The 26,410-nt window shown below is 67.9% G+C and carries 21 protein-coding genes; 8 read left to right on the forward strand and 13 right to left on the reverse strand.

Annotated features, from left to right (window positions below):
- Nucleotides 1-5: 5 nt before the first annotated feature.
- Complete coding sequence (locus ABVF28_RS02935; RefSeq protein WP_258068137.1) at nt 6-1,232, forward strand: acetyl-CoA C-acyltransferase; 1,227 nt, start codon at nt 6-8, stop codon at nt 1,230-1,232.
- Nucleotides 1,233-1,237: 5 nt separating this feature from the next.
- Nucleotides 1,238-3,379, forward strand: coding sequence for a 3-hydroxyacyl-CoA dehydrogenase NAD-binding domain-containing protein (locus ABVF28_RS02940; RefSeq protein ID WP_371029429.1), 2,142 nt, complete (start codon nt 1,238-1,240; stop codon nt 3,377-3,379).
- A gap of 69 nt (nt 3,380-3,448) precedes the next feature.
- Here ABVF28_RS02940 and ABVF28_RS02945 read toward each other — a convergent pair whose 3' ends face one another.
- The 5 genes from ABVF28_RS02945 to dut form a co-directional block, all read right to left on the reverse strand.
- A complete protein-coding gene (locus ABVF28_RS02945) occupies nt 3,449-4,600 on the reverse strand; it encodes a glycerol dehydrogenase (protein ID WP_371029430.1) in 1,152 nt (383 codons plus the stop codon).
- Between the two features lie 160 nt (nt 4,601-4,760).
- Nucleotides 4,761-7,577, reverse strand: coding sequence for an aconitate hydratase AcnA (gene acnA / locus ABVF28_RS02950; RefSeq protein WP_371029431.1), 2,817 nt, complete (start codon nt 7,575-7,577; stop codon nt 4,761-4,763).
- Between the two features lie 119 nt (nt 7,578-7,696).
- Nucleotides 7,697-8,446: a DUF3159 domain-containing protein gene (locus ABVF28_RS02955; protein WP_371029432.1), complete on the reverse strand. Its 750-nt coding sequence runs from the start codon at nt 8,444-8,446 to the stop codon at nt 7,697-7,699.
- Nucleotides 8,443-9,198, reverse strand: coding sequence for a DUF3710 domain-containing protein (locus tag ABVF28_RS02960; RefSeq protein WP_179556656.1), 756 nt, complete (start codon nt 9,196-9,198; stop codon nt 8,443-8,445). The genes ABVF28_RS02955 and ABVF28_RS02960 overlap by 4 nt, the downstream gene beginning before the upstream one ends.
- Entirely contained in the window at nt 9,185-9,646 is a 462-nt protein-coding gene (gene dut / locus ABVF28_RS02965; RefSeq protein ID WP_179556655.1) for a dUTP diphosphatase, read from the reverse strand. Before dut ends, ABVF28_RS02960 begins: the two co-directional genes overlap by 14 nt.
- Nucleotides 9,647-9,721: 75 nt before the next feature.
- Between dut and ABVF28_RS02970 the strand changes: the two genes are divergently transcribed.
- Nucleotides 9,722-10,186: a DUF3093 domain-containing protein gene (locus ABVF28_RS02970; RefSeq protein WP_179556654.1), complete on the forward strand. Its 465-nt coding sequence runs from the start codon at nt 9,722-9,724 to the stop codon at nt 10,184-10,186.
- A 92-nt stretch (nt 10,187-10,278) separates the two neighbouring features.
- On the opposite strand, the gene ABVF28_RS02975 is transcribed toward ABVF28_RS02970, so the two are convergent.
- Nucleotides 10,279-10,575: a DUF4193 domain-containing protein gene (locus tag ABVF28_RS02975; protein WP_104312021.1), complete on the reverse strand. Its 297-nt coding sequence runs from the start codon at nt 10,573-10,575 to the stop codon at nt 10,279-10,281.
- A 214-nt stretch (nt 10,576-10,789) separates the two neighbouring features.
- Between ABVF28_RS02975 and sepH the strand changes: the two genes are divergently transcribed.
- Nucleotides 10,790-11,893, forward strand: a complete 1,104-nt coding sequence (gene sepH / locus ABVF28_RS02980) for a septation protein SepH (RefSeq protein ID WP_371029433.1) — start codon at nt 10,790-10,792, stop codon at nt 11,891-11,893.
- A gap of 27 nt (nt 11,894-11,920) precedes the next feature.
- Here the strand turns inward: sepH and ABVF28_RS02985 are convergent, their stop codons facing one another.
- Nucleotides 11,921-13,069: an alkaline phosphatase family protein gene (locus ABVF28_RS02985; RefSeq protein ID WP_371029434.1), complete on the reverse strand. Its 1,149-nt coding sequence runs from the start codon at nt 13,067-13,069 to the stop codon at nt 11,921-11,923.
- A 53-nt stretch (nt 13,070-13,122) separates the two neighbouring features.
- Between ABVF28_RS02985 and ABVF28_RS02990 the strand changes: the two genes are divergently transcribed.
- The gene (locus ABVF28_RS02990; protein WP_371029435.1) at nt 13,123-15,669 is read left to right on the forward strand and encodes a DNA topoisomerase (ATP-hydrolyzing) subunit A; all 2,547 of its coding nucleotides are present in this window, start codon (nt 13,123-13,125) and stop codon (nt 15,667-15,669) included.
- 77 nt (nt 15,670-15,746) lie between these two features.
- Here the strand turns inward: ABVF28_RS02990 and ABVF28_RS02995 are convergent, their stop codons facing one another.
- A complete protein-coding gene (locus ABVF28_RS02995; protein WP_371029436.1) occupies nt 15,747-17,846 on the reverse strand; it encodes a type IIA DNA topoisomerase subunit B in 2,100 nt (699 codons plus the stop codon).
- Between the two features lie 220 nt (nt 17,847-18,066).
- Here ABVF28_RS02995 and ABVF28_RS03000 point away from each other — a divergent pair, with 220 nt between their 5' ends.
- Nucleotides 18,067-18,747, forward strand: a complete 681-nt coding sequence (locus tag ABVF28_RS03000) for an alanine racemase C-terminal domain-containing protein (protein ID WP_371029437.1) — start codon at nt 18,067-18,069, stop codon at nt 18,745-18,747.
- Nucleotides 18,744-19,796, forward strand: a complete 1,053-nt coding sequence (locus ABVF28_RS03005; protein ID WP_371029438.1) for an alanine racemase — start codon at nt 18,744-18,746, stop codon at nt 19,794-19,796. The genes ABVF28_RS03000 and ABVF28_RS03005 overlap by 4 nt, the downstream gene beginning before the upstream one ends.
- A gap of 87 nt (nt 19,797-19,883) precedes the next feature.
- Here ABVF28_RS03005 and ABVF28_RS03010 read toward each other — a convergent pair whose 3' ends face one another.
- Nucleotides 19,884-20,642, reverse strand: a complete 759-nt coding sequence (locus tag ABVF28_RS03010; protein WP_371029439.1) for a type 1 glutamine amidotransferase — start codon at nt 20,640-20,642, stop codon at nt 19,884-19,886.
- Complete coding sequence (locus ABVF28_RS03015) at nt 20,639-21,922, reverse strand: Mur ligase family protein (protein WP_371029440.1); 1,284 nt, start codon at nt 21,920-21,922, stop codon at nt 20,639-20,641. Before ABVF28_RS03015 ends, ABVF28_RS03010 begins: the two co-directional genes overlap by 4 nt.
- Before the next feature lie 227 nt (nt 21,923-22,149).
- Between ABVF28_RS03015 and ABVF28_RS03020 the strand changes: the two genes are divergently transcribed.
- The gene (locus ABVF28_RS03020) at nt 22,150-22,389 is read left to right on the forward strand and encodes a hypothetical protein (protein WP_104253334.1); all 240 of its coding nucleotides are present in this window, start codon (nt 22,150-22,152) and stop codon (nt 22,387-22,389) included.
- Between the two features lie 114 nt (nt 22,390-22,503).
- Here ABVF28_RS03020 and ABVF28_RS03025 read toward each other — a convergent pair whose 3' ends face one another.
- From ABVF28_RS03025 to ABVF28_RS03035, 3 genes are all read right to left on the reverse strand, one after another.
- Nucleotides 22,504-23,913 carry an RNA polymerase sigma factor gene (locus ABVF28_RS03025; RefSeq protein WP_104312027.1) on the reverse strand — a complete coding sequence of 470 codons (1,410 nt, stop codon included), beginning with the start codon at nt 23,911-23,913 and terminating at the stop codon, nt 22,504-22,506.
- Nucleotides 23,914-24,044: 131 nt separating this feature from the next.
- Nucleotides 24,045-25,361 (reverse strand): nitrate/nitrite transporter, encoded by a 1,317-nt coding sequence (locus ABVF28_RS03030; RefSeq protein WP_371029441.1) that lies wholly within the window; start codon nt 25,359-25,361, stop codon nt 24,045-24,047.
- Nucleotides 25,362-25,458: 97 nt separating this feature from the next.
- A complete protein-coding gene (locus ABVF28_RS03035; RefSeq protein WP_104253337.1) occupies nt 25,459-26,373 on the reverse strand; it encodes a proteasome assembly chaperone family protein in 915 nt (304 codons plus the stop codon).
- Between the last annotated feature and the right edge of the window lie 37 nt (nt 26,374-26,410).

The following is a 26,410-nucleotide window of genomic DNA, read 5'->3' on the forward strand; positions in this document are numbered from 1 at the left end:
GCAGTGTGGCCAATCGAGAAGTGTTGTTCATCGACGGCGTTCGGACCCCCTTCGGACGTGCTGGCGAGAAGGGCATGTACTGGAAGACCCGTGCGGATGACCTCGCCGTCAAGGCGATCAAGGGGCTCCTCGACCGGAACCCGCAGATCCCACACGACCGCTACGACGACGTCGCCATCGCGGCGACCACGCAGCAGGGTGACCAGGGCCTGACCCTCGGTCGCTCGACCGCCATCCTCGCCGGTCTCCCGAACACGGTTCCGGGTCTCGCCATCGACCGGATGTGCGCCGGCGCCATGACGGCGGTCACGACCATGGGCTCCGGCGTCGGCTTCGGCGCCTACGACGTCACGATCGCCGGCGGCGTCGAGCACATGGGCCGGCACCCGCTCGGCATCGGGGCCGACCCGAACCCGAGGTTCGTCGCCGAGCAGCTCGTGAGCGGTGACGCCCTCAACATGGGCAAGACCGCAGAGCGCCTGCACGACCGCTTCCCGCAGCTCACGCGCGAGCGCAGCGACCGCTACGCCATGCGCAGCCAGCAGAAGGCCGCCGCCGCGTACGACAACGGCCAGCTGCAGCCCGACCTCATCCCCGTGGCGATCGAGTCCGAGGCTGGCTGGGGACTCGCGACTCGAGACGAGACGCTGCGGCCCGAGACGAACATGGAGACGCTCTCCACTCTGAAGACGCCCTTCCGCCCGCACGGTCGAGTGACCGCTGGGAACGCCAGCGGCCTGAACGACGGCGCGACCGCCGCGATCATCGCATCGAGCGCCGCCGCCAAGGAGTTCTCTCTCAAGCCCAAGATGCGCATGGTCACGTTCGCGTTCGCCGGCGTCCAGCCCGAGGTCATGGGCCTCGGACCCGTGCCCTCGACGGAGAAGGCCCTCGCCCGGGCCGGCATGACCATCGACGACATCGGTCTCTTCGAGTTGAACGAGGCATTCGCCGTGCAGGTGCTGTCCTTCCTCGACCACTACGGCATCGATGACGACGACCCATCGGTGAACCCGTACGGCGGCGCCATCGCGATCGGCCACCCGCTCGCCTCATCCGGCGTCCGCCTGATGACCCAGCTCGCGAAGCAGTTCGAAGAGCATCCAGAGGTCCGCTTCGGCCTGACCGCCATGTGCGTCGGCCTCGGACAGGGCGGCACCGTCATCTGGGAGAACCCCAACTGGAACGGCAAGTCGCACGCACGCCGAGGCTTCGGCAAGAAGGGACGCTGATCACCATGGCAACTGATCTCCGAGCACGCTACGCTCCCCTGCTCGCCATGAGCACCGACGAGGTCGTGACGCACTCGCTTGTCCGCGACGTCACCCTGCCGAGCGGCCGAACGCTGGCGCTCATCACGCTCGACAACGGCCACGACTACACGCGGCCGAACACGCTCGGGCCCGAGACGCTCGCCGAGCTCGGGGAGGTGCTCTCGCGTCTCCGGGCGCGAGCATCGTCGCACGACATCGACGCGGTCGCCATCACCGGCAAGCGCTTCAACTTCGCCGCGGGTGCCGACCTCTCCAACGTCGGCTCGATCCCCAGCCGTGAGGTTGCCCTGCAGCTCGCGCAACTCGGCCACGAGGTGCTCGGCTCACTCGGCAGGCTCGGCGTGCCCAGCTTCACGTTCTACAACGGACTCGCGCTCGGCGGCGGGGTCGAGATCGGCCTGAACTCCGACTACCGCACGGTCGACGCCACGGTTCCGGCCTTCGCGCTCCCCGAGACCTTCCTCGGCCTGGTGCCGGGCTGGGGAGGCGCCAGCATCCTGCCGAACCTCATCGGCATCGAGAACGCGCTCAAGGTCATCATCGAGAATCCGCTGAAGCAGAACCGGATGCTCAAGGGGCCCCAGGTCGCCGAGCTCGGCATCGCGGACGCGATCTTCCCGAGCCTCAACTTCCTCGAGGACTCGCTCGCGTGGGCCGACAAGGTCATCACCGGGGATATCGAGGTCAAGCGCCCCCACGCGCCGGGACGTCTCGAGCGACTCGCGAAGTGGGACCTCGCACTCGGGGTCGCGCGGCGGACGCTGGAGGAGAAGCTCGGCACGGTCGCGCTTGCCCCGTACCGGGCTCTCGACCTCCTCAAGCTCGCCAAGGGCGACGACCGGGAGAAGGGGTTCGCGGCCGAGGACGAAGCGCTCGCCGATCTCATCTCCGGCGACCAGTTCGTGGCATCCATCTACGCGTTCAACCTCGTGCAGAAGCGCGCCAAGCGTCCAGCGGGGGCGCCGGACAAGGCACTGGCGCGCCCGGTCAACAAGGTCGGCGTCATCGGCGCCGGGCTCATGGCGACGCAGTTCGCGACGCTGTTCGTGCGCCGCCTCAAAGTCCCCGTCGTCATAACCGACCTCGACCAGGCACGGGTCGACTCGGGCGTCGCCGCGGTGCGTCGCGAACTCGAGAAGCTGCACGAGAAGGGTCGGATCGACGGAGACGAATACGGGCGCCTGACCGGGCTCGTGCACGGAACCACGAACAGGAGCGAGTTCGCCGACTGCGACTGGGTCATCGAGGCTGTCTTCGAGGAACTCGGCGTGAAACAGCAGGTCTTCGCCGACTTCGAGAAGATCGTGGGACCTGAGGCCGTCCTCGCCACGAACACCTCGTCGCTGTCGGTCGCGCAGATCGGCGCGCAGCTCGAGCACCCGGAGCGCCTGGTCGGCTTCCACTTCTTCAACCCTGTTGCACAGATGCCCCTCATCGAGGTGGTGAAGACGCAGAGCACCGACGACGCGACACTCGCGACGGCGATGGCAACAGCCAAGAACCTCAAGAAGACCGCCGTCATCACGAGGGACGCCCCAGGCTTCGTCGTGAACCGAGTCCTCGCGAAGGTACTCGGCGAGGCGATGAACGCTGTCGACACCGGGACGTCCTTCGAGACGGTCGACCATGCGCTCGACCGCATCGGCTTGCCCATGACACCCTTCGAGCTTCTCGAGCTCGTTGGCCTGAAGGTGGGAGCACACGTCCTCGACACCCACCACGCCGCGTTCCCTGACCGCTTCTTCGAATCGGAGAACCTGCACAGGCTCGCCGACTACGGCAAGCTGTACGACCGCGACGGGAAGGGCAAGAAGAAGGGCTTCGACAAGAAGGCCGTGCAGATCGTCGCGGGCGGCAAGACCCCGATGACCGCGGAGTCGTTCGCGGAGCGGGTCGAGGTCGGCCTCGCCGACGAGATCAAGCGCATGCTCGACGAGCAGGTGGTCGCCGCTCCTGAGGACATCGATCTGTGCCTCATCCTGGGCGCAGGGTACCCCTTCCAGGCTGGCGGCATCACGCCTTACCTCGACCGGATCGGCGCCTCTGAGAGGGCGTTCGGCGGCACCTTCCACACGCCGCCCATCCGCGGGGCTGCCACCCGCTGACCCGGGCCGCCAACATCGAAGGCGCCTCCCTGCCCGTCTCGGGTGGGGAGGCGCCTTCGTCGATCGAGGCTAGTGCGCGGCGTGGTACTTGACCGGTTCCGGCAGGCCAGCCGCGGCACGGATGCGCCGCGAGAACCGCTCGAGCGAGGTCAGGGCCGCGATCACGTCGTCGGCGGTCACGGCGAACGGCATGTTGTGGATGGTCTCCCCCGGCACCGTCGCGGCCTCGGCGATGAGCCGGAGCTCGTGCTTGTCGTCCGTCGAGAGCCCGATCTCCGTGAGAGTCGTCGGCAGCCCGAGCTTCGTGGTGAAGACGATGAAGTCGCGGATCTCCTCCTCGGGTGCGCCCTCGAGGATGAGCTGTGCGATGGAGCCGATGTTGACCTTCTCGCCGTGCTGGAGGCCGTGCGTCTGCGGGGCTGCCGTCAGGCCGTTGTGGATCGCGTGCGCGGCGGCGAGGCCGCCCGACTCGAAGCCGAGTCCCGAGAGCAGGGTGTTCGCTTCGATGGCACGGTCGAGTGCCGGCGTCACGACGCCGTCCTCCACCGCGTCGAGCGCGGTCGGAGCGTTCTCCCAGAGCACGTCCCAGCTGAGCTTCGCCAGCGCCGTGCCGGTCTGCGTCGGGAGTCCGCCTGCCATCGTCTTCGAGTTCGAGCGGCTGGTGGCACGCGCCTCGAGCCAGGTGGCGAGGGCGTCGCCGAAGCCCGCGACGAGGAATCGAGCGGGAGCGTCCGCGACGAGCTGCGAGTCGATGAGCACGAGGTCGGGGTTGCGAGGGAAGAAGCGGTACTCCTCGAACTCGCCCGACTCGGTGTAGACAACGGCGAGCGCGGAGGTCGGCGCGTCGGTGGAGGCGACGGTCGGCACGCTCACCCAGCGGATTCCCGCCAGGAAGCCGGCTGCCTTCGCGGCGTCGATCGTGCTGCCACCGCCAACGGCGACGATGACGTCGCTGCCGCTCTGCGTGATCACCTCGACGATGCGGTCGATCTCACCGGACGAGGCGACACCGTTGAACCGCTCGCGCGGCACCTCGGCGTCCCCACCGGTGAAGGAGGTCGTGAGGCGCTCGCCGAGCAGGTCCCAGACGAAGTCGTCGGTGAGGAGCAGGGGCGACTGGCCGATCTGCGCGACGAACTCGCCGAGGCGCGCCAGCGCGCCCTTGCCCTGCACGTATCGGCCGGGGCTGAGGACTGTGCGGATGGGGGTCTCATTCGTCATGGGGAACTCCTTCGTAATCGGAAATCGCCCCAACGCTAACGAGCGCAGATGGGCGCGGACCACGGTTGTTCTCAGAGACAGAGAACGGAGAGCGTGTAGGAGAACGCCGAAGGGCGGAGCCTCTCGGCTCCGCCCTTCGGTCCTCCCGTGCTGCTGCTGGCTACGCCGCGGCGAGCTGGCGGAGCACGTACTGCAGGATTCCGCCGTTGCGGTAGTAGTCGGCCTCACCGGGGGTGTCGATGCGGACGACAGCGTCGAACTCAATCGTCTGCTTGCCCTCTGGCGAGTCGGACGTGGGCTCGGCGATCACGTGCACCGTCTTAGGCGTGAAGCCCTCGTTGAGCTGCTCGATGCCCTGGATGGAGATCGACTCCGTGCCGTCGAGACCGAGCGTTGCCCAGGTCTCACCGGCGGGGAACTGCAGCGGGACGACGCCCATGCCGATGAGGTTCGAGCGGTGGATGCGCTCGAAGCTCTCCACGATCACGGCGCGGACGCCGAGGAGGCTCGTGCCCTTGGCGGCCCAGTCACGTGACGAGCCGGAGCCGTACTCCTTGCCGCCGAGGACGACCAGGGGTGTGCCGGCCTCCGCGTAGTTCTGTGCTGCGTCATAGATGAACGCCTGCGGTCCGTCTGCCTGGGTGAAGTCGCGGGTGTATCCGCCCTCGACGCCGTCGAGGAGCTGGTTCTTGAGGCGGATGTTCGCGAAGGTGCCGCGGATCATGATCTCGTGGTTGCCGCGACGAGAGCCGTAGGAGTTGAAGTCCTTGCGGTCGACGCCGTGCTCGGACAGGTAGCGGCCAGCCGGGCTGTCGGCCTTGATCGAGCCAGCGGGGCTGATGTGGTCGGTCGTGACCGAGTCGCCCAGCTTCGCGAGGACGCGGGCGCCCTTGATGTCGGTGACCGGCGTGAGCTCCATGACCATGCCGTCGAAGTACGGGGGCTTGCGCACGTACGTCGACTGGTCGTCCCACTCGAACGTGGCGCCAGTCGGCGTCGGCAGCGAGCGCCAGCGCTCGTCGCCGTCGAACACGGCACCGTACTCGCGCGTGAACATGTCGGTGTCGATCGACGTGTCGATCGTCGACTGCACCTCGTCAGCGGATGGCCAGATCTCGCTCAGGAAGACGTCCTTGCCGTCCGAGTCCGTACCGAGCGGCTGGGTCTCGAAGTCGAAGTCCATGGTGCCTGCGAGCGCGTACGCGATGACGAGCGGCGGGGAGGCCAGGTAGTTCATCTTCACGTCGGGGTTGATGCGCCCCTCGAAGTTGCGGTTTCCGGAGAGGACCGCGGTGACGGCGAGATCGTTGTCGTTGATCGCTTCGGAGATCTCCTCGTTCAGCGGTCCCGAGTTGCCGATGCAGGTCGTGCAGCCGTAGCCGACGGTGTAGAAGCCGAGCGCCTCGAGCGAGTCGGTCAGACCGGCCTTCTCGTAGTAGTTCGTCACGACCTTGGAGCCGGGCGCGAGCGTGGTCTTGACCCACGGCTTCGCCTTGAGTCCGCGCTCGCTCGCCTTCTTCGCGAGGAGACCGGCTGCGAGCATGACCGAGGGGTTCGAGGTGTTCGTGCAGCTCGTGATGGCGGCGATGGCCACGGAGCCGTGGTCGATCGTGTAGCTCTGGCCGTCTGAGCCCTGTACCTGCACGGGCTTGCGCTCGTGCGAGAACGTGGGGGGCGTCTGACGCTCGCGGACATCCGAGTCCTGCGAGGACGGCGTGAGCTTCGCGGGGTCGGACGCCGGGAAGCTGTCCTCACCGGCGACATCGACGAGACCGAAGTCCTCGGCGGTGTAGTCGGTCAGGTCGGCGCCGAACTGGCCCTTGGCCTTCGAGAGCTCGATGCGGTCCTGCGGGCGGCGCGGTCCGGCGATCGATGGTACGACCGTCGAGAGGTCGAGCTCGAGGTACTCGGAGTACGACAGCTCCTTGCTCGGGTCGTGCCAGAGGTGCTGTTCCTTCGCGTACGCCTCGACGAGCTTGACCTGCTCCTCGCTGCGGCCCGTGAGGCGCAGGTAGTTGAGGGTCTCGTCGTCGATCGGGAACATCGCGGCCGTCGAGCCGAACTCGGGGCTCATGTTGCCGATGGTGGCGCGGTTGGCGAGCGGAACCGCCCCGACGCCCTCGCCGTAGAACTCGACGAACTTTCCGACGACGCCGTGCTTGCGCAGCAGGTCGGTGATCGTGAGGACGACGTCGGTCGCCGTGACGCCCATGGGGATCTGGCCCTTGAGCTTGAAGCCGACGACCTTGGGGATGAGCATCGACACGGGCTGGCCGAGCATGGCCGCCTCTGCCTCGATGCCGCCGACGCCCCAGCCGAGCACGCCGAGGCCGTTGACCATCGTCGTGTGCGAGTCGGTGCCGACCAGCGTGTCCGGGTAGGCCTGCAGGACGCCGCCGACCTCGCGGACGAAGGTCACGCGCGCCAGGTACTCGATGTTGACCTGGTGGACGATGCCGGTTCCTGGGGGGACGACCTTGAAGTCCTCGAAGGCCGTCTGACCCCAGCGGAGGAACTGGTAGCGCTCGCCGTTGCGCTGGTACTCGATCTCGACGTTGCGCTCGAGCGCGTCGGCCTGACCGAAGAGGTCGGCGATGACCGAGTGGTCGATGACGAGCTCGGCTGGAGCGAGCGGGTTGACCTTCTCGGGGTCGCCGCCGAGCTGGGTGACGGCCTCGCGCATGGTGGCGAGGTCGACGATGCAGGGAACGCCGGTGAAGTCCTGGAGGACGACTCGGGCGGGCGAGAACTGGATCTCGGTGTCGGGGTCTGCCGAAGGCACCCACGAACCGAGCTTCTGGATCTGCTCTGCGGTCACGTTGGCACCGTCTTCGGTGCGGAGGAGGTTCTCGAGGAGAACCTTGAGACTGAAGGGGAGCTTCTCAAAGCCCTCAACCTTGTCGATGCGGAAGATCTCGTACTCGGTGCCGTCGACACTGAGCGTGTCCTTGGCCCCGAAGCTGTTGACTGCGGTCACGTCTCGGCTCCTTCTTTGCAACTCTGGGTGCGCGGCCCGCGCCCAGCAATCATCTCGCGTCTCGCCGTGGCTTGCCTCGAAGGTGATCCTGAGTTGATCGAGACGCTTTTATCTTGACATCAAGATACTTTACCTGCTTCACTCTGCGCTCGGGACCGTGACGCGCTCAGCAGCGCGCGCACGAAGAGCACGGTGACGACGAGGACCACCGCGTACATGGGTGTTCCCATGAGCAGCCTCGCCAACCCGAGCGCCTCGACGTTGCCAGCGAAGTACAGCGGCAGCTGCACGGCGAGGCGCAGCGCGAAGAACCCGACCCAGACGAGCGTGATGATGGACATCCACCGCAGCATCGAGCGGTCCTGACGCCAGCTGGAGCCCTGACCGGTGATGAGCCCCGTGACGAGCCCGATGACGGGCCAGCGGACGAGAACCGAGACGAGCAGCGCTGCTCCGTACGCGGCGTTGGTGTAGAACCCGACGAGGTAGAAGTTCTCCCCCCGGCCGGTGGTCATGGCGAGGACACCGGAGATCAGCAATGCCACGAGGCCCGAGATCGCCGGCACTACCGGCTCCTTCTGCAGCGCACGGATGAGGATGAACAGCAGGCCGAGAGCCGCGGGCGCGATGACGGCGACCCAGAGCTCGGTTCCGAGCGTGAAGAGGACCAGGAACACGATGCCGGGCAGCAGGGTCTCGATGAGTCCCCGGATTCCGCCCATGGCCGCGAGCAGCGACGCGCCGCTGATTCCACCTTCGGTGAGCCGCCCGAGGGAGGATGACTTCGCGACCTCCTCGAGCTTGCGCATGTTCGGCGCGTCAGATGCCGGCTGTGGAGCGTCCTGACTCTCACCGTCGGGGATGGTCATGCCTTGTCTGCCGCCCCCGATGCGGCGTCCTCCGTGGCGGTCTTCGACGTGGGGTCGGCCATGGCCTTCGGCACGACGAGCGTCAGGAGCTCGCGCGGCGGCAGCGGAGCGTCTCCACGCACCACGACGACGCTCCGGAAGAGCTCGACCAGCTCGACTCGCGTCGCCTCATCGCGGAGCGCCTTCCCCGTGAGCACGCCGCGGAGGAACCAGCGAGGTCCATCGACCCCGAAGAAGCGCGCCGAGCGCGTCTGGGAGGACGCGGCTCCCTTGACGACGACTGGGATCTTGGTGTCCAGCACCGGCCCGAGGATGCCCTCGACCTCTTCTGCAGTGCCACCCTGCTTTCGCACCTGCTCGGCGAGCTGAGCCATGATCGAATGCCACAGGCCCGTCGACCGCGGGGCGGCGAACGCCTGGATCTGCATCGTCGATTCCTTGTAGTCGAGGGCGACCGCGACGAGTCGCTTGGTCTTCTCCTCGACCTCGAGACGAAGACCGAGCCCCTCGCGGGCGGGGATCCGCAGTGCGCCGAGGTCCACGTATCGCTTCGCCGGGCTGGCCTCGCTGATGTCGAACGGACCCCGAGTCTCCCGATCGATGGGGGCGGACTTCGCCTCCTCGTCGTGCTCGTCGTCGTCGTCGAGCTCGACCTCGAGCTCGTCGTCGTCGAGCAGCTCGTCGTCGACGGTGAGCTTGTCGGCCTTCTCAGGCTTCTCTTCTTCCTTCTTGAGGAAATCAAACAGTCCCATGGTGAGCCTCCTGGTCAGATGCGTAGCCGGTGGAGCCGAAACCGCCCTCGCCGCGCTGTGACGCGGAGAGCTGCTCGGTCTGGATGAAGTTCACCGGCGCGAGCTGCATCACGACGAGCTGGGCGATGCGGTCACCCGCAGCGATGGCGTATGTCTCTGCCGCGTCGGTGTTGAGCAGGATGACCTTGATCTCACCGCGATACCCGGAGTCGATGGTGCCGGGGGCGTTCACGAGCGTGATGCCGTGCTTGGCCGCGAGGCCCGACCGGGGCATCACGAAGCCGACGGTCCCCTCTGGGAGTGCGAGTCGAACGCCTGTGCCGACCACAGCTCGCTGGCCAGGGGCCAGGGTGACCGCCTCCGTGGCGGTCAGGTCGGCACCGGCGTCGCCTGGCTGGGCGAACGCAGGGAGGACGCCCGAGACGGGCACATCTATGACAAAGCTCACCGTACGAGCCTAGCTGAGGCGTGACCGGATCGTGATCTGACAGCGATGCCCGGCAAAGCGTGATCCAATATCGCCATGCCAGTTTTCCACGAGCGCCTGTGGCCCGCCGCCTGGGTCTACGCCGTCGGCTTCCTCATGGTGCCTGCCGTCATCCTCGTCTTCACGCCCATCAACGTCTGGATCGGCGCCGCGATCGCGGTCACCCTCTACGCGGCGTTCTTGACGCTGATCCTGGCGTACTCCCCCATCATCGAGGTCACGGCGACCCAGGTCCGCGTCGCCGGGGCGCACGTCCCACTGAGCTTCACAGGCCAGTGCATCCCCCATACGACCAGGGAGAAGGCCCGCCTGGCGGCCGGTCCTGAGCTCGACCTCCGCGCGTGGCTGTGCATCAGAGGATGGATTCCGACCTCGCTCACGATCGAGATCACGGATGAGGCAGATCCGGTTCCGTACTGGCTGGTGTCGACGCGCAGGCCCTCGGAGCTCGCCTCCGCGATCACCGAAGCCCGGGCGGGCGCGCGACGACAGGCCGGCTGAACAACCCGCCGCCTGCTTGGGGCAGACAAAAGAACGAAGCCGCATCCGGTCGGATGCGGCTTCGTTCGTGGGTCGTGCTGGCGATCAGTCCGTCAGGCGGTCGCGCAGTCGTGGCACACGGGTCCGAGTGCCGAGCTCTTCTCGAGCTGAGAGCGGTGCTTGACGAGGAAGCACTCGACGCAGGTGAACTCGTCGGCCTGCGGCGGGATCACCACGGTCTCGAGCTCGACGTCTGCGAGGTCTGCAGCCGAGAGGTCGAAGCTGCCGGGGTTGTCCGCGTCCTCGGCGTCAACGCTGCCGGAGAGACGATCCGGCACTCGCTCCTTCAGCGCCTCGATGGACTCTGCGTCATCGTCGGTCTTGCGAGGTGCGTCGTAGTCGGTCGCCATACCTATCCAAATCTCTTCAAACGAGGGGAACTCCCCCAGGCGCGGCAATTGTGCACGACTCAGGGGTGAAACTCAAACCCAGACGAGCGGTGTTCGCGCGGAGCGAGATCAAATGTCCTTCCGACTTGGGCGGCGCGCCCCAGGGCTCCCCGCTTGCACCGTCCCAACGTGTGATGCTGTGCCCCAGGAATCGGCAACGCCAAGGAGTACGAGCATGCAAGAGCTCAGATTCATCGACCTGGATGAAGGTGCCCTCGTCGTGTCCGGAGATGACGGCCAGCGCTTCCGAGTCGTGATCGACGAAGCGCTCCGCGATGCCCTGCGGCCGCGCATCTCGACGCGCGTCGATGCGCCCAAGGTGCCCCCGCGGGCGATCCAGCAGCTCATCCGCGCAGGGAAGACGATCGACGAGGTGATCGACCTCACCGGGGCCGCTCGCGAGGACGTGGTGCGCTTCGAGGGTCCCGTGCGCGCAGAGCGCGACTATCTGGTTCGGCAGGCCCGGGCCGTGACGGTGCGCCTGAAGACCGATGCAGACCCGCTCGGACAAGACGGGACGAGCTTCGGCGAGGTCATCGACGACCGCCTCGAGGCGTCGAGCGCCACCGCCGTCGTCTGGGATGCCTGGAAGGACGACGAGGAAGGCTGGCGCGTCGGCCTCTCATTCGCTGTCGACGAGATCTCGCGAGAGGCCCTGTGGGGCTTCGAGCCGAAGACGCAGGCCCTGACCCCGCTCAACCCCACGGCGACGATGCTCTCGCAGCAAGGAGAGGCGCCTGCGCTCGGCAGCCCCCGGTTGCGGGCCGTCGTCGAAGCTCCCCAGCGCGAGGCGGCACCGGCCGCCAGCGCTGAGCCCTCCGCGAAGGAGCCGGTCTCGTGGATCGGCGCGGCGGCATCCCGACTCGAGCGTGCGACTGAGCAGCAGCACCACGAGACGGCCGATCTGCTGGAGGCACTCCGTCGACGCCGGGGTGAGCGAGTCCCGCAGTCGTTCGACGACGAAGATGGCACGGATGAGGACGAGTCGAGCCCCGAGGGCGCCCTCGACGAGAGCGGATCGCCCTCTCCCGAGCGCAGTCCCGTGAAGCTCTTCGCTCCTCGCGCCCGCGACGAGGATCGTTTCGAGACGGAGACCATCGAGCCGAGCGACCTCGGCGCTGGCGGCGTGCGCGCCGTCGATGTGCCGCTCGACGGGCTCGACGAGCCTGCGCGTGAGCCTGACGAGCCGACGCACTCGAAGCACTCGCCGAAGCGCTCAGGGCGTGCGGCGATGCCGAGCTGGGACGAGATCGTCTTCGGCACCCGCAGCGACGAGTAGTCGCCGACCATCGACCTGCCCTGCGGGTCAGTGCGCGTAGGCGCCGGCCCGGATGAGGGGGACGATGGTCTCCTCCGGCGTGATCGATCCGTGCTGTCCGACGACGAGTCTCGCCCCTGACTGCACGGACGAGGGGTAGTAGGTCACACCCTTGGTGGCCGCGACGATGACATCCCCGATGCGTGCTGCCGCCTCCGGGGCGACGACGGGCCCGTACCAGCCCTCGGAGATCGCCGCTGCACGCGTGAGGACAGTGGCGCGAGAGCTCTGCGATTCGTGCCACCGCCTGCGAAGCTCGTCCGTCGCCGAAGCATGCGCGTCCGGCGCCAGGTACAGGTGACGGAGCCTGGGCTCACCCGCCATCGCGATGACCCCATCGAAGAGCGGGTCGTCATCGTCGATGTCGATCTGCCGATGTCGCGGGATGTCGATCATGCCGTGGTCTGCCGTCACGAGGATGCCGATTCCCGCATCCACCCCGCGAGTCAGTGAGTCGAAGGCCGCATCGAGTTCCTCGAGCCGCGCCAGCCAGGCGTCGGATTCCCATCCGTGCGCATGGCCAGCCTGATCGAGCTCGGCGTTGTAGAGGTAGATGAGCGCGCGTGGGTGCGCGTCGAGGGCGGCGAGGGTCACCTCGACCCGCTCCTGCATCGACTCGCCCTCGAGGTACATGGCGCCCCGGAGCGAAGCGTGCGTCAGCCCGGAGTCCCGGTACTGGGGCATGCCGACCACGATGCTCTGCACTCCGGATGACGCGTCGCGCAGCTGCTCGAAGACCGTCCGCTGCAGCTGCCAGGTGGCTGGGTCCATGCCATCACCCCAGCCGGACAGCTGGTTGCGGATGACTCCGGCGTCTCGGTCGTAGAGCGAGTATCCGAGCAGCCCATGCTCGCCTGCGCGGGTGGCCGTCGTGAGGGAGGTGATCCCCGCGACGGTCGTCGAGGGGAACGAGAAGGCGGTGTCCTTCTTGCGCCAGCCGGCGCTCAGCCGCCGCGCGTGCCCGGCTCGGGAACGGAGCATCGCAGCACCGAGCCCGTCGACGAGCATGACGACCGCAGACCGAGCCGCTGGGAGACCCAGCGGCCCGCGTTCACCTCGCAGCGAGGCAAGCGAATTCGGCAACACGTCGGAGAGCGTCGGGCGACCGCTCGCCGCGCTGAATAGCATGGACGACATCCGTCCCAGTCTCCCACAGGGGCACCGCGGCAACCTCCCTTCCGACAGGTGACATGAGCACAACACGCAACAACGACTCCTCGGCAATGAGCGAGCAGCGCATCGAGGACATCGACGTCTCGACCGAGATGCAGTCCTCCTTCCTCGAGTACGCCTACTCGGTCATCTACGCCAGGGCGCTTCCCGACGCGCGGGATGGGCTCAAGCCCGTGCAGCGTCGCATCCTCTACCAGATGGCGGAGATGGGGCTCCGGCCGGATCGTGGGCACGTGAAGTCGGCGCGTGTCGTCGGTGAGGTGATGGGGCGTCTGCACCCTCACGGTGACACCGCCATCTACGACGCGCTCGTCCGCATGGCTCAGGGGTTCGTGCAGCGCGTGCCCACGATCGACGGCCATGGCAACTTCGGGTCGCTCGACGACGGCCCCGCGGCTCCCCGCTACACGGAGGCGAGACTCGACGCCGCCGCCCTGGCGCTCACGGCTGAGCTCGACGAGGACGTCGTCGACTTCGTTCCCAACTACGACAACTCGACGACGCAGCCAGAGGTGCTTCCTGCCGCATGGCCGCACCTGCTCGTGAACGGCGCGAGCGGCATCGCCGTCGGCATGGCGACGAACATGGCGCCGCACAACCTCGGCGAGGTGATCGCGGGAGCGCTGCACCTGCTCGAGAACCCGGGAGCGACGCTCGAGGAGATGATGCAGTTCATCCCCGGGCCCGACCTGCCCTCTGGGGCTCGCATCACGGGCCTCGACGGCATCCGGGACGCGTACGCGAGCGGCAGGGGCTCGTTCCGGACGCGCGCGACGGCGAGCGTCGAGCGCGTCACGGCGCGCAAGTCCGGCATCGTCGTCACCGAGCTCCCCTACATGGTCGGTCCCGAGAAGGTCATCGAGAAGATCAAGGACGGGGTGCAGGCCAAGAAGCTGGCCGGCATCAGCGACGTCGCCGACCTCACGGACCGCAAGCACGGACTGCGGCTCGTCATCGAGATCAAGACCGGCTTCGACCCCGAGGCCGTGCTCGAGCAGCTGTACCGGCACACGCCGCTCGAGGACATGTTCCACATCAACAACGTGGCGCTCGTCAACGGCGGGCCTCAGACGCTCGGCCTCATCGAGCTGCTTCGCGTCTACCTCGACCACCGCATCCAGGTGGTACGCAGGCGGAGCGCCTTCCGGCTCGCGCGCAAGCTCGAACGCCTCCATCTCGTCGAGGGCCTGCTCATCGCGATCCTCGACATCGACGAGGTCATCCAGATCATTCGCTCGAGCGACGACGCCTCGGCCGCCGGCGAGCGCCTGCGGATCGTCTTCGACCTCTCGGAGCTCCAGTCGGAGTACATCCTCGAGCTCCGACTCCGACGCCTCACGAAGTTCTCGCGCATCGAGCTCGAGGCTGAGCGCGACCAGCTGCGGCAGGAGATCGCCGAGCTCGAGCGGCTCCTCGGCGACGAGATCCTGCTCCGCGCACGTGTCGGCGCGGAGCTCCGCGAGACCAGCGACAGATTCGCGACGCCTCGCCGAACGCTGCTCACCGAGGGAGTCGGTACTCCCCCGAAGCGCGGGAAGGCCATCGAGACGACGCAGCTGCAGCTCGCCGACTCGCCGACGCAGGTGCTGCTCTCCACGACGGGCCGCCTGCTCCGCATCGACACGACCGAGGCGGATGCACGCCTGCAGCAGCCGCCGAGGCGGAGCAAGCACGACGCCGTCCGCTCGCACGTGACCACGACCGTGCAGGGCGAGCTCGGCGCTGTCACCAACCTCGGACGGCTCCTGCGTGTCCCAGTGGTGGCGCTCCCGTCGAGCCCGCAGGGGTCAGTGCTGCTCTCGGCTGGGGTGAAGGCACACGACTTCGTGGGCCTGACGAGCCCGAAGGAGCAGATCGTCGCCCTGGTGCCGATTGACCAGGAGACGCCCATCGCCCTCGGGACGAAGCTCGGCGTCGTCAAGCGGGTCACGGGCATCGACTTCGGGAAGAACCGCGAACTCGAGATCATGACGCTCAAGGCGGGCGACGAAGTCGTCGGTGCAGCGCTCGCCGCCGACGACGACGAGCTCGTGTTCGTCTCCGACGACGCGCAGCTGCTGCGATTCTCCGGCAAGCTCGTGCGTCCACAGGGCCGCTCGGCGGCGGGAATGGCCGGCATGAAGCTGTCGGACGGGGCAGCCGTGCTCTCGTTCGCCGTCGTCGCGGCGGCCAACATCGACATCGCCGAGGTCGCGAGCGTCGCACGCAACGAGGACGCGCTGGAAGGCACGGACTCGGGAACCGCGAAGGTCTCGAGCCTGAGCGAGTTCCCGGCGAAGGGCCGCGCGACGGGTGGGGTCAGAGCCCAGCGCCTTCTCCGCGGCGAGCGCCGCCTCAGCGCGGCCTGGGTCGGGCCAGGCGCCCCCTTCGGAAACGCGCGGGACGGCGCCGTGCGCGCGCTGCCGGCGGGTGGCGCGAAGCGCGACGCGTCCGGAACCCCACTCGAGCAGGTCGTGGACCTCATCGGCCGCGGCATCGGCGATCCGACGCCGGTCCCGAGCGCCGACGATGAAGAGGGAACGGCGCACTCAGACGCCGGGGCCGGTGCTTCCGTCGCCGACTGACCCGTCGGCTCCGCAAGACAGCGAGAAGGCAGGCTCCCGGAGGAGCCTGCCTTCCTCTACGCGGCGAGTCGGGGCAGCTAGACGTCGATGTCCGCCCGCGCGACCTGCTCGGATCCCTCGATGATGAACTCCTTGCGGGGCGCCACATCGCTGCCCATGAGCAGGTCGAAGACTCGCTCCGCATTGTGGGCGTCAGCGTTCGTGACTCGTCTCAGGAGCCGCGCGCTCGGGTCCATCGTCGTGTTCCAGAGCTGGTCCTCGTCCATCTCCCCGAGACCCTTGTAGCGCTGGATGGGGTCCTGGTAGCGCTTCCCCTGCTTCTCCAGCTTGGAGAGGAGCGTGTGCAGCTCCTTCTCGGAGTACGTGTAGACCGTCTCGTTCGGCTTGCGTCCGGCATGCATGATCACGACCCGGTGAAGCGGCGGCACGGCAGCGAAGACCCGCCCTTCGTTGAGCATGGGGCGCATGTAGCGGAAGAACAGCGTGAGGAGCAGGGTGCGGATGTGCGCGCCATCGACGTCGGCGTCGCTCATCAGGATCACCTTGCCGTACCGCGCCTGGCCGATGTCGAAGCTCCGACCGGAACCCGCGCCGACGACCTGGATGATCGACGCGCACTCGGAGTTCGAGAGCATGTCCGAGATCGAGGCCTTCTGCACGTTCAGGATCTTGCCGCGAATCGGCAGCAGGGCCTGGAACTCCGAGTTGCGCGCCGGCTTCGCCGTCCCTAGCGCGGAGTCTCCCTCGACGATGAACAGCTCGCTCTGCGCGACGTCGTTCGACCGGCAGTCGACGAGCTTCGTCGGCAGCGAGGAGCTCTCGAGCGCGTTCTTGCGACGCTGTGTCTCCTTGTGGGCGCGCGCGGAGAGGCGCGACTTCATCTCCTGCACGACCTTGTCGAGCAGGAGGTTCGTCTCGGCCTTGTCCTGGCGCTTCGTGGAGGCAAACTTCTCGGTCAGACCGGCCGTCACGGCCTTCTGCACGATGGCGCGCGCCGCCGGCGTGCCGAGCACCTCCTTGGTCTGCCCCTCGAACTGCGGCTCGGGAATGCGGACCGTCACGACGGCAGTGAGCCCGGCGAGGACGTCGTCCTTGTCGAGCTTGTCGTTGCCGACTTTCAGACGCCTGGCGTTCTTCTCGACCTCTGCGCGGAAGAAGCGGAGCATGCCCTGCTCGAAGCCCGCGAGGTGAGATCCGCCCTTCGGGGTCGAGATGATGTTGACGAAGCTCTTCACGTTCGTCTCGTACCCGGTTCCCCAGCGCAGAGCGAGGTCGACGTGCATGGTCCTCGCCACCTCTTTCGTCACGAGCTGGAGGCCCTCGTCGTCGAGCACTGGGATGGTCTCGGTGAACTCTCCGCTGCCTTCGATGCGCCACGTGTCGGTCGTGGGGGCGTCCGGAGCGAGGAAGTCGGCGAACTCGGTGATGCCGCCGTCGAACCGGAACTGCTGCGTCGTCGGAGCTGTCGACTCGTCGCGCGCGTCCTCGATCACCATCTCGAGGCCGGGCACCAGGAACGCCGTCTGCCTCGCGCGCTCGGCGAGGTCGTTCGTCTGGAAGCTCGCCTCGCGGATGAAGACCTGCGGGTCCGCCCAGTACCGCACCCGCGTTCCCGTGACCCCGCGCTTGGCCTGCCCGACGACCCGCAGCTCGCTGGTGCTGGTGAACGGGACGAAGTTCGAGGTCGGGCTCGGCCCGTCAGCGCCGTCCTCGAAGATTCCGGGCTCGCCGCGGCGGAAGCTCATGGCGTAGGTCTTGCCGCCACGGTCCACCTCGACGTCGAGGCGAGCGGAGAGCGCGTTCACGACGGATGCGCCCACGCCGTGGAGGCCACCCGCGGAACCGTAGTTGCTCGCGCCGAACTTGCCACCGGCGTGCAGCTTCGTGAACACCACCTCGACACCGCTGAGACCGGTCTTCGGCTCGATGTCGACGGGCACCCCACGTCCGTCGTCGTCGACGCTGACGGACCCGTCGCTGTGCAGCTGGACGCGGATGCGGGAGCCGTGACCCGCCAGGGCCTCGTCGACCGAGTTGTCGATGATCTCCCACAGGCAGTGCATGAGTCCCCGGGAGTCGGTCGACCCGATGTACATGCCCGGCCTCTTCCGAACCGCATCGAGCCCATCGAGCACCGAGAGGTGTCTGGCTGAGTATGCGTCTCCGGAATTCGCCACCGAGGTCCACGTCCTTCTTCTGCGTCGTCGTGCGTTCGATCTCGACCCGGCCGCAGGGCAGCGGCGGGCCACCTTCGAGCGTAGACCGGATGCGGGATTTCGCGCGCCTCCCACACCAGCGCGGCCCACGCGCGCCTCAGCGGAGGCCAGAACGGCCGGTGCTAGCCTGACCACGCCCAGCGACGACCAGAGAGGGCACAACGTGCAGACTCCCGAGCCGGTGCGCAGACGCATCCACATCGACCTTCGCGCGATCCGCGAGAACTCGACCCGCCTCCTCGGGTCGGAGACCGCCAGCTATGCAGACCTCCGCGCGGACGCGTATGGACACGGCGCGGTCCGCGTCGCCGAAGCGCTCGACGCCGAGGGGTACGAGGGCTTCATCGTCTCCCCCGAGATGGATCGCGCGTCCCTCCTGCACCTCAGCACGCCCCTCCTGCACGCCAATGCCGTGAACTCGGACAGGATCACCGGCGGCTCGCTGTTCGGCCTCACGGACCGCGCCTACCGCCCAGCCATGCGCGTCAGCGCTGAGATCCTGGCGGTCAAGGATGTCGAAGCCGGCGAGGGCGTCTCCTACGGCTACAGCTACGTGACCCCGCAGCGAACACAACTTGCGCTGGTGGGCATCGGCTACGCGCACGGCGTCGTCCGGCGCGCATCCAACACGGCACCCGTGCTCATCGGAGAGGCGACCCGGACCATCGTCGGCGCCATCTCCATGGACCAGTTCTCCGTCGATCTGCTCGGCGCTCCAGCCCAGCCAGGCGACCTGACGATCCTCTTCGGCGACCCCGCGGCCGGCGAGCCCAGCATCCTCGACTGGCAGCACGCCACGGGAATCCGGGCCGCCGCGATCGCAAGCAGGATGAGCCCGCGATTCGAACGGAGCTACACATGAGCGCTGCAGTCGCGCACGTCGACCTCGAGGCGATCGGCAGCAACATCCGTGCGCTCGCCGCCCTTGCGCCGCAGTCCAAGTTCATGCTCGCGGTGAAGTCGAACGCCTACGGGCACGGACTCCACGAGGTGGTCCGCACTGGACTGGACTCCGGCGTCGACTCGTTCGGCGTGCTGGAGGCCAACGCCGGCATCGAGCTGCGCGAATCCGGGGTCGAGGTCCCGCTCTTCGCCTGGATGCACGGCCAGGGCACCGACTTCGCGGCGGCGGCGGAAGCCAGGGTCGACCTGGGCGTGCAGACGTTCTGGCAGCTCGAGGCGATCGCCGCCAGCGATGCGCGCGTCCGACCTCGCGTGCACCTGAAGATCGACACGGGCCTGCACCGTGGTGGCGCGGACCGGCCGCGCTGGGCCGAGTTCGTGACCGAGGCGCTGCGCCTGCAGGCGCTCGGGAAGCTCGACGTCGTCGCGGCCTGGAGCCACCTCTCGGACACCTCGCACAGCGCCGACCTCGAGTCGACCGAGGTGTTCATCGCGGCGGTCGAGGAGGCCCGCGCGCTCGGCGCCGACTTCGAGCTGCTGCACCTCGGGGCAAGCGCCGCCGTCATCGACCTCCCCCAGGCTCACTTCGATCTCGTGCGCGTCGGCATCGCCGCGTACGGCATCTCCCCCTTCGGCGACCGCAGCGCCGCGGACCTCGGCCTGAGGCCGGCGATGCAGCTGCGCGCCCCGGTGCTGGATGCGCGCCACGGTCTGGCGAGCATCGCCGTCGGGTACGGTGACGGCATCCAGTCCGACCCGGAGGGCGGCGCCTACGTCATCGTCGACGGGCACATCGCCCCCGTCGTGGAGGTCGGTGTCGACGAGACGGTCGTGGCGCTGCCACAGGGTGCCGCAGCCGTGGCTGCCGGCGGAGAGTGCATCGTCTTCGGCGATGGCTCGAACGGCGAGGCGACGGCCGAGCAGTGGGCGATCTGGGGAGAGACGGTCGGCGATGAGATCGTGACCGGCCTCACCCGACGAGTGGCCCGGAGCTTCGGGGTCTCCTGACGCGCCCAGATCGTCAGGCCCAAGCGGCCTGTCGGATCCACGCGAGCAGGCCGTTCGGGCGCGCCCTTGGTGCGGCCCGGCCGTCGGTCAGGACGCCGGGGCCGCCACGCCGATCCGTCGCATGAGGGCCAGACGCGCGTTCTGCGACCAGAGGTCGAGGCGGGCGAGCTCCTCGCCACCGTCCCCGAGACTGCGGTCGGCATCGTGACGGTGAACGGCCCGCTCGAGCAGCTGGTCCGCGAGAGAGGGGTTCAGGGCGAGGACCGGTCCGTGGAGGTGCGTTCCCATCGCGGCGAGGTGGCGGATGCCCTCTGCGCCGGTGTTCTCGGCCGCCGAGCCTCCGTTGCCGAAGCCCCGCACGATCTCCCCGAGCGGTTCCGCCCCAGCGCCGAGGGTCGTGATCGCGTTGTGGTTGGCGAACCCGGCGAGCAGCCCGCCGTCGCCCCGCACCACCGTCTCGGCAACGCTCTGCGACGCTTCGCGAACGGCCCTGGAGGCGAACACGCCGAGGCCCTCGAGTTCGCCGTCATCGTGCGTGATGCTCGTGCCGAGCAGCTCCCAGCCTCCGCCGACCGCGAGCAGGGACAGCCCGGCTCCGACGAGGTCGCGCAGCTCGGCCGCGTGGCGCAGGGCGTCTGCCTGGACCGTCTGCACTGCGGCGAGTGGGCCGGATCCGACGTGGAGGACGTCGATGCGCTCCGGGAGCGAGGCGGTGCCACGAGCGACGTTGACGACCTCGACCTCGAGACCGCGCGCTCGTGCGCGCTTCGCGAGCACCGTCACGTTGCCGACATCCCCGTTGATCCCGAGCTCGACCGGGTAGAGGTGCGCGATCCGCAGCTTCATGAGTTGACCTTCCCCTCGATGCCGGACTGCCCGAGGCGGCGCCGGATCGACATCATCTGCTCGTAGTTCACGATCATCGTCTTCATGCCCCTGCTCGGCTTCGGCAGCGCGAGGAACCTGTCGAGGGCTTCACCCAGGTTCGGCTCGACGTGTCCCACAGGGATGTCCCCGTAGCCGAGGCGCGTCGCGATCTGCCAGGCCTTGGTGCCCGAGACCACGTCGACGTTGTCGAGCCTGCTCAGGTCGGCGCCGAAGATCCAAGAAGGATCTGGCGTTCCCTCGTCGACGGAGATGAAGACCTGCTCAGGTGCCTCTTCGAGCGCATCCAGGTTCATCTGGAGGCTCGGCGGGTTCTTCATCATGATGATCTCGATGTCCTCACCGCGAACGCTCATGACCTCACCGCGCCCGTAGACGGTCTGCGATTCGCCGAGTGCCTCTGCGACGAGGGCAGGCACGAAGGAGTCTCCGAGGATGCGCTGAGCGGTCGCGGCCGCGCCGGCCGCGTCGAGCGCGTAGTGGAGGCCTCGCGCGGGCAGCTTGATAGCGAGTTCGTCGTCGCCGATGCGAAGCATCGCGTCCCGTCCCTTGAGCGCGACGACCTGCACAGCGCGCTCGCCGGCGGCGACCTCGACGCTCGCTGCGGAGATGTCATCGAAGTTCGAAAGCCCGTTCGGGGACTGCTCGATCAGTTCCGGGGCGACGCCGAACCAGGTCACGGGCGCGTCCAACGATGGTGGCAGGCTCCGCAGCGAGGCGTCATCGGCGTTGAGCACGCTGAAGTCACCGCACGCCGCGGCGATGGTGCGGAGGAACTCCGTCACCCGCGATGGGTCGTAGAAGCGGTTCAGCTGGTCGACCTGCACGTTGAGCAGCAGGACGCCACGTGGGTGCAGGTGACCGAGCAGCCGCGGCCCGTACGCCTCATCGACCTCGAGGACCGCGATGTCAGCGCGCAGGTTCCCGTTGACGTCGACGTCGGGGAGCATCGACGACGCGATGCCCTGCGGCAGGTTTCCCCCCGAGGAGTTCGTGAAGACGCGGAGCCCGTGGCGGCGCAGCATCCTGGTCAGGAAGTGCGTCGTCGTGGACTTGCCGTTCGACCCGGAGACGAAGATGACGCCGAGCGGAAGCTTCGCGACTGCGGTCTCGAGGAAATCCGGGGAGATGGCGAGCGCCACCCTGCCGGGCACCGCGGAGCCTCCCCCGCGAAGACGCATCGCGCCGCGCGCGCTCCGTCCGAGACCGACGGCGATCATCCGCCGCAGCTTGCCACCCATGCACACTCCCGTTTCCGCGCAGTGCCTGCGCTGTCGTCGAAGCGACGAGAATCCCCCGTCTCGCCGACCGCCGCCAGTATCTCACGGGCCCGCGACCAGGCGCCCGACGTCACCCCGGCCGAAGACGGCTACGCGCAGGGCGAACCTGACCCCTCAAACCACGCGGGACTCCGACTCGCGTGCTCTAATTGTCGTGATCGCAAGATCACCGAAGCTTTGGAGGCATCATGACGGAGAGCACAACGGCCCTGCGCACCGACTCGGCGCCCATCGCCGCAACAGACCGTTGCGACGCGTGCGGAGCTCAGGCGTACGTCCGAGTCCAGCTGAGCGCCGGAGAGCTCCTCTTCTGCGCACACCACGCGACGCGCCACGAAGAGAAGCTCCGCCAGCAGGCAGTCGCTTGGCACGACGAGACCGCTCGCCTGCACGGCGAGAAGGCCGCTGCGGGACAGACCGCGGAGTAGTCGCCCACACACACGACGCGCTGGCTCGCCCAGCGCCGCACACGAAGAAGGCCCGGATGCAGATGCATCCGGGCCTCCTGCGTTGCTGGCATGACGCCAGCCTGGCAGTGCTCGCTACTCGAGATAGTCGCGCAGCGACTGCGACCGCGATGGATGACGCAGCTTGGCCATGGTCTTCGACTCGATCTGGCGGATGCGCTCTCGCGTCACGCCGAACGTGTCACCGATCTGGTCGAGCGTCTTCGGCATGCCGTCGCCGAGGCCGAAGCGCATGCGGATGACGCCGGCCTCACGCTCAGCGAGAGAGTCGAGGAGCGACTCGAGCTGACGCTGCAGCATCGTGAAGCTCACCGCGTCGGCGGGCACGACAGCCTCGGTGTCCTCGATGAGGTCACCGAACTCGCTATCGCCGTCCTCACCGAGCGGCGTGTGCAGCGAGATGGGCTCGCGGCCGTACTTCTGCACCTCGACGACCTTCTCGGGCGTCATGTCGAGCTCTTTGGCGAGCTCTTCCGGCGTGGGCTCGCGGCCCAGGTCCTGCAGCATCTGGCGCTGCACGCGGGCGAGCTTGTTGATGACCTCGACCATGTGCACCGGGATGCGGATCGTGCGCGCCTGGTCTGCCATGGCTCGCGTGATCGCCTGACGGATCCACCAGGTGGCGTAGGTCGAGAACTTGAAGCCCTTCGTGTAGTCGAACTTCTCGACGGCACGGATGAGGCCCATGTTCCCCTCCTGGATGAGATCCAGGAACTGCATTCCGCGGCCCGTGTAGCGCTTCGCGAGGCTGACGACGAGGCGGAGGTTGGCTCCGAGGAGGTGGCTTTTCGCGCGGTCGCCGTCGCGGGCAACCCACTTCAGCTCACGCACGAGCTGCTTGTCGAGCTCGCCCTCCTGCTCCTTGAGCTTCTCGGCAGCGAACAGTCCCGCCTCGATGCGCATGGCGAGGTCGACCTCTTCGGCTGCGTTCAGCAGCGCGACCTTTCCGATCTGCTTGAGGTAGTCCTTGACCGGGTCGGCGGTCGCGCCGGTGATGGCCGCGGAGTAGACCGGGGTCTCTTCCTCGTCGTCGCTCGGCGTCAGGACGATCGCGCCCTGGACGCGTGCCTGCTCGGCGTCGGCCTTGGCGTCCTTCGGGTCAGCGGGCTTGACCGAGTCGTCGTCGGACTCCGGGCTGTCAGCGACATCCGCCTCCGCATCGGCCTCTTCGATCTCAGCCTCGTCGACGCCGTCTTCCGGCTCGTCGCCGTCGACCTTCTTCTTGGCAGCCGCGCGCTTGCGAGGCGCCGCCTTCGCGGGCGCGCCATCAGCCGCAGCGGCGGCCTTGCGCTTTGCGGGTGCGCGCTTGGCGGCGGGCTTCTTCGCCGTCGCGGCGTCGTCAGTGGTGCTCTCGGTCGTGGCTGCGGCGCTTGCGTCGGCGCTCGCCTCCTTGACCGGCGTCGCGCGCTTCCGCGCTGGCGCCTTCTTGCTGACTTCCTCGGTTGCTTCTGCAGTAGCCGTGGTAGCTCCCGTGCGTGTCGCCATGTTCAGACCCCTCTCGTCACGGTGCGGGCATAAGGAAGGCCCTTGTCAAGTCTGCTCGAAGGCAGACCCGCAGGGTCCATCCGTTGATTATGGCACGGTTTCGGACGAAACCCTGGATTGGGGCCGTGCATTCACAATCCCCGTCGTCCTGAACCGAACCATTTCCTGCCTATAGCAACCCAGATAGGGGCGATGATTATTCCCTCGTCGCGCGCCATGCGGCCGCGGGTTCGCCGTCGACTGAGCAGAAGGCCGCAGAGGCCGACGAGCATGATGCCTGGAATCACCCAGAACGCGAGCTTGTACTGCTGCCAGTCGACGGCGCCGGTGACACCGATCCCGAGCGCATCGAGGGAGATGCCGATGAGGAACATCGTCGTGAAGCTCGCGACGAACCCACCGACGTTCACGATGCCGGAGGCAGAGCCGAGGCTCGACGCTGGGTTGAACGTCCGCGCATAGTCGAAGCCGATCGCCGATCCGGAGCCGCCGATGCCCATGACGACGAGCAGCACGATCAGGAGCCAGAGCGGTGGCAGGCCAGGCCAGAGGAGCATCGCAACCCAGACGACGAGGATGAGGAGCGCGCAGATGAGCACGAGATTGGAGCGTCTCAGCGGGTAGCGCCCCGTCAGCACGCCGAGGAAGGGACCGAGGACCATGCCGGCGAGCACGATGACCGGCAGGAGCGACGACGCCACAGCAGGTTCGAGGCCGAGCCCCTGGGTCATGAGCGGGTACCCCCAGAGCAGGCCGAAGACCGTGCCGGGGAACTGGGTCGTGAAATGCGCCCAGAACCCGAGCCTCGTTCCAGGGCGCTTGGCGGCCTGGCCGACCTTGCCGAGGACACCGCGGACGCTGATCGCCTCGCCGGCTCGACGCAGTTCCGGGCTGTCGCGGAGGAAGATGGCCACGGCAGCTGCCGTGATGACCGCGAGGCTCGCGACCGAGAGGAAGGCAGGCGTCCAGGACGTGGCGCGCAGCAGGAACCCGAACGGCACCGCGGAGAGCACCTGCCCGAGCTGACCCAGGTTGCCGTACCACTGCACGAAGATCGGCACCCGGCGGGGCGGGAACCATGCGGCGATCATGCGGAGCCCGGAGACGAAGGTCGTCGCATCCCCCGCGCCGACGAGCATCCGGCCGAGGACGGCGACACCGAGCTCCGGCGCCAGCGCCACGATCAGTTGACCACCCGACATGAGCAGGGCGCCTACCAGGATCAACCGCGAGGGCCCGAACCTGTCGAGCAGCATGCCGACGGGGATCTGCAGTGCCGCGTACACCGCCAGCTGCGCGACCGCCAACGTGGAGAGCGCGGTCGCTCCGACATCGAAGCGCTCGCTCGCAAGCACGCCGGCGACCCCGAGCGACGAGCGCTGCGTCACCGCGACCATGTAGGCAGTCGCCGTGATGGCGAACATCGCGGGAGCAAGACGAGGGTTCATCTCGTCTATTCTCTCGCGTCGGCGAACCGGTCGATCACACAGAGCGAATCGACCGGTTCCCCAGCCGATCAGACGCAGCGAACGCCCGGCGTTCAGCTCAGGCGTCGTCGTCCCGACCCAGCGCCAGGTAGCGCTCGATCTCGGCGGCGAGCTGGTCAGCGGAGGGCAGCTCCCCCGCCGCATCTTCGAAGTCGTTGCTGACGGCGAGATTCTGCAGGTAGGCGTCGTGCTGCGTCTCGAGGGCGTGGATGAGCTTCTGCCCATCGGGATTCGACTCGAGCTCTGCATCCACCCCGGCACGGAAGGTGCGGTCGCGCTCACGCAGGGCCTCGGTCGCGATCATCCGTCCTGTCGCGCTGCCGAGCGCAGAGAGCGCAGCGACGGCGCCCGCCGGTACCGACGAGTCGGCGACATAGTGCGGGATGAGCATCGCGAGGCTGAGCACGGGATGCCCCAGCTCCTCCGCGCGAACCTGGAAGTACTGCATCACGTGCGCCGGGGCCTCCGTGGTCGGGTTCCAGACGGACAGCGAATCGACGAGCTCTTCTCGGTTGCCCGTCGCCGCGATGCGGATCGGCCGCGTATGCGGCACCGGCATCGGCACGGCATGGACCCACGTCGTCGACGAGACCTCGAGCGCGTCGACTGCGCTCACGAGCGCCTCGCTGAAGAGCCGCCAGCGGTAATCGGGTTCGAAGCCGGAGAGGAACAGGAACTCCTGACCGAGCTCGTCCGTGACGAGACGCAGATCGAGCCTCGGCTCCGTCACAGACTTCACGCGACCATTCGACACGGACACGATCGGACGACGCGCCCGGTAGTCGTACAGCTCGTCGACATCGAACTCCGCGACGATCCGCGCGTCCTCATCCAGCCCCACGATCTCGTCAGAGACCTGCGCTGCCACGGCACCTGCGTCGTGGCCGCCACGCAACGCCACGATGAGGGGCAGACCGGCAGGCACGTCGTGCCATGCGGCAGCCACTCGGAAGATGCGCTCAGTCTCGCTCATAGGCACAATGCTAGGTCGGAACGCTGACCCCTGCGCG

Source organism: Pseudoclavibacter sp. JSM 162008, assembly GCF_041366455.1.
GTDB lineage: Bacteria > Actinomycetota > Actinomycetes > Actinomycetales > Microbacteriaceae > Pseudoclavibacter.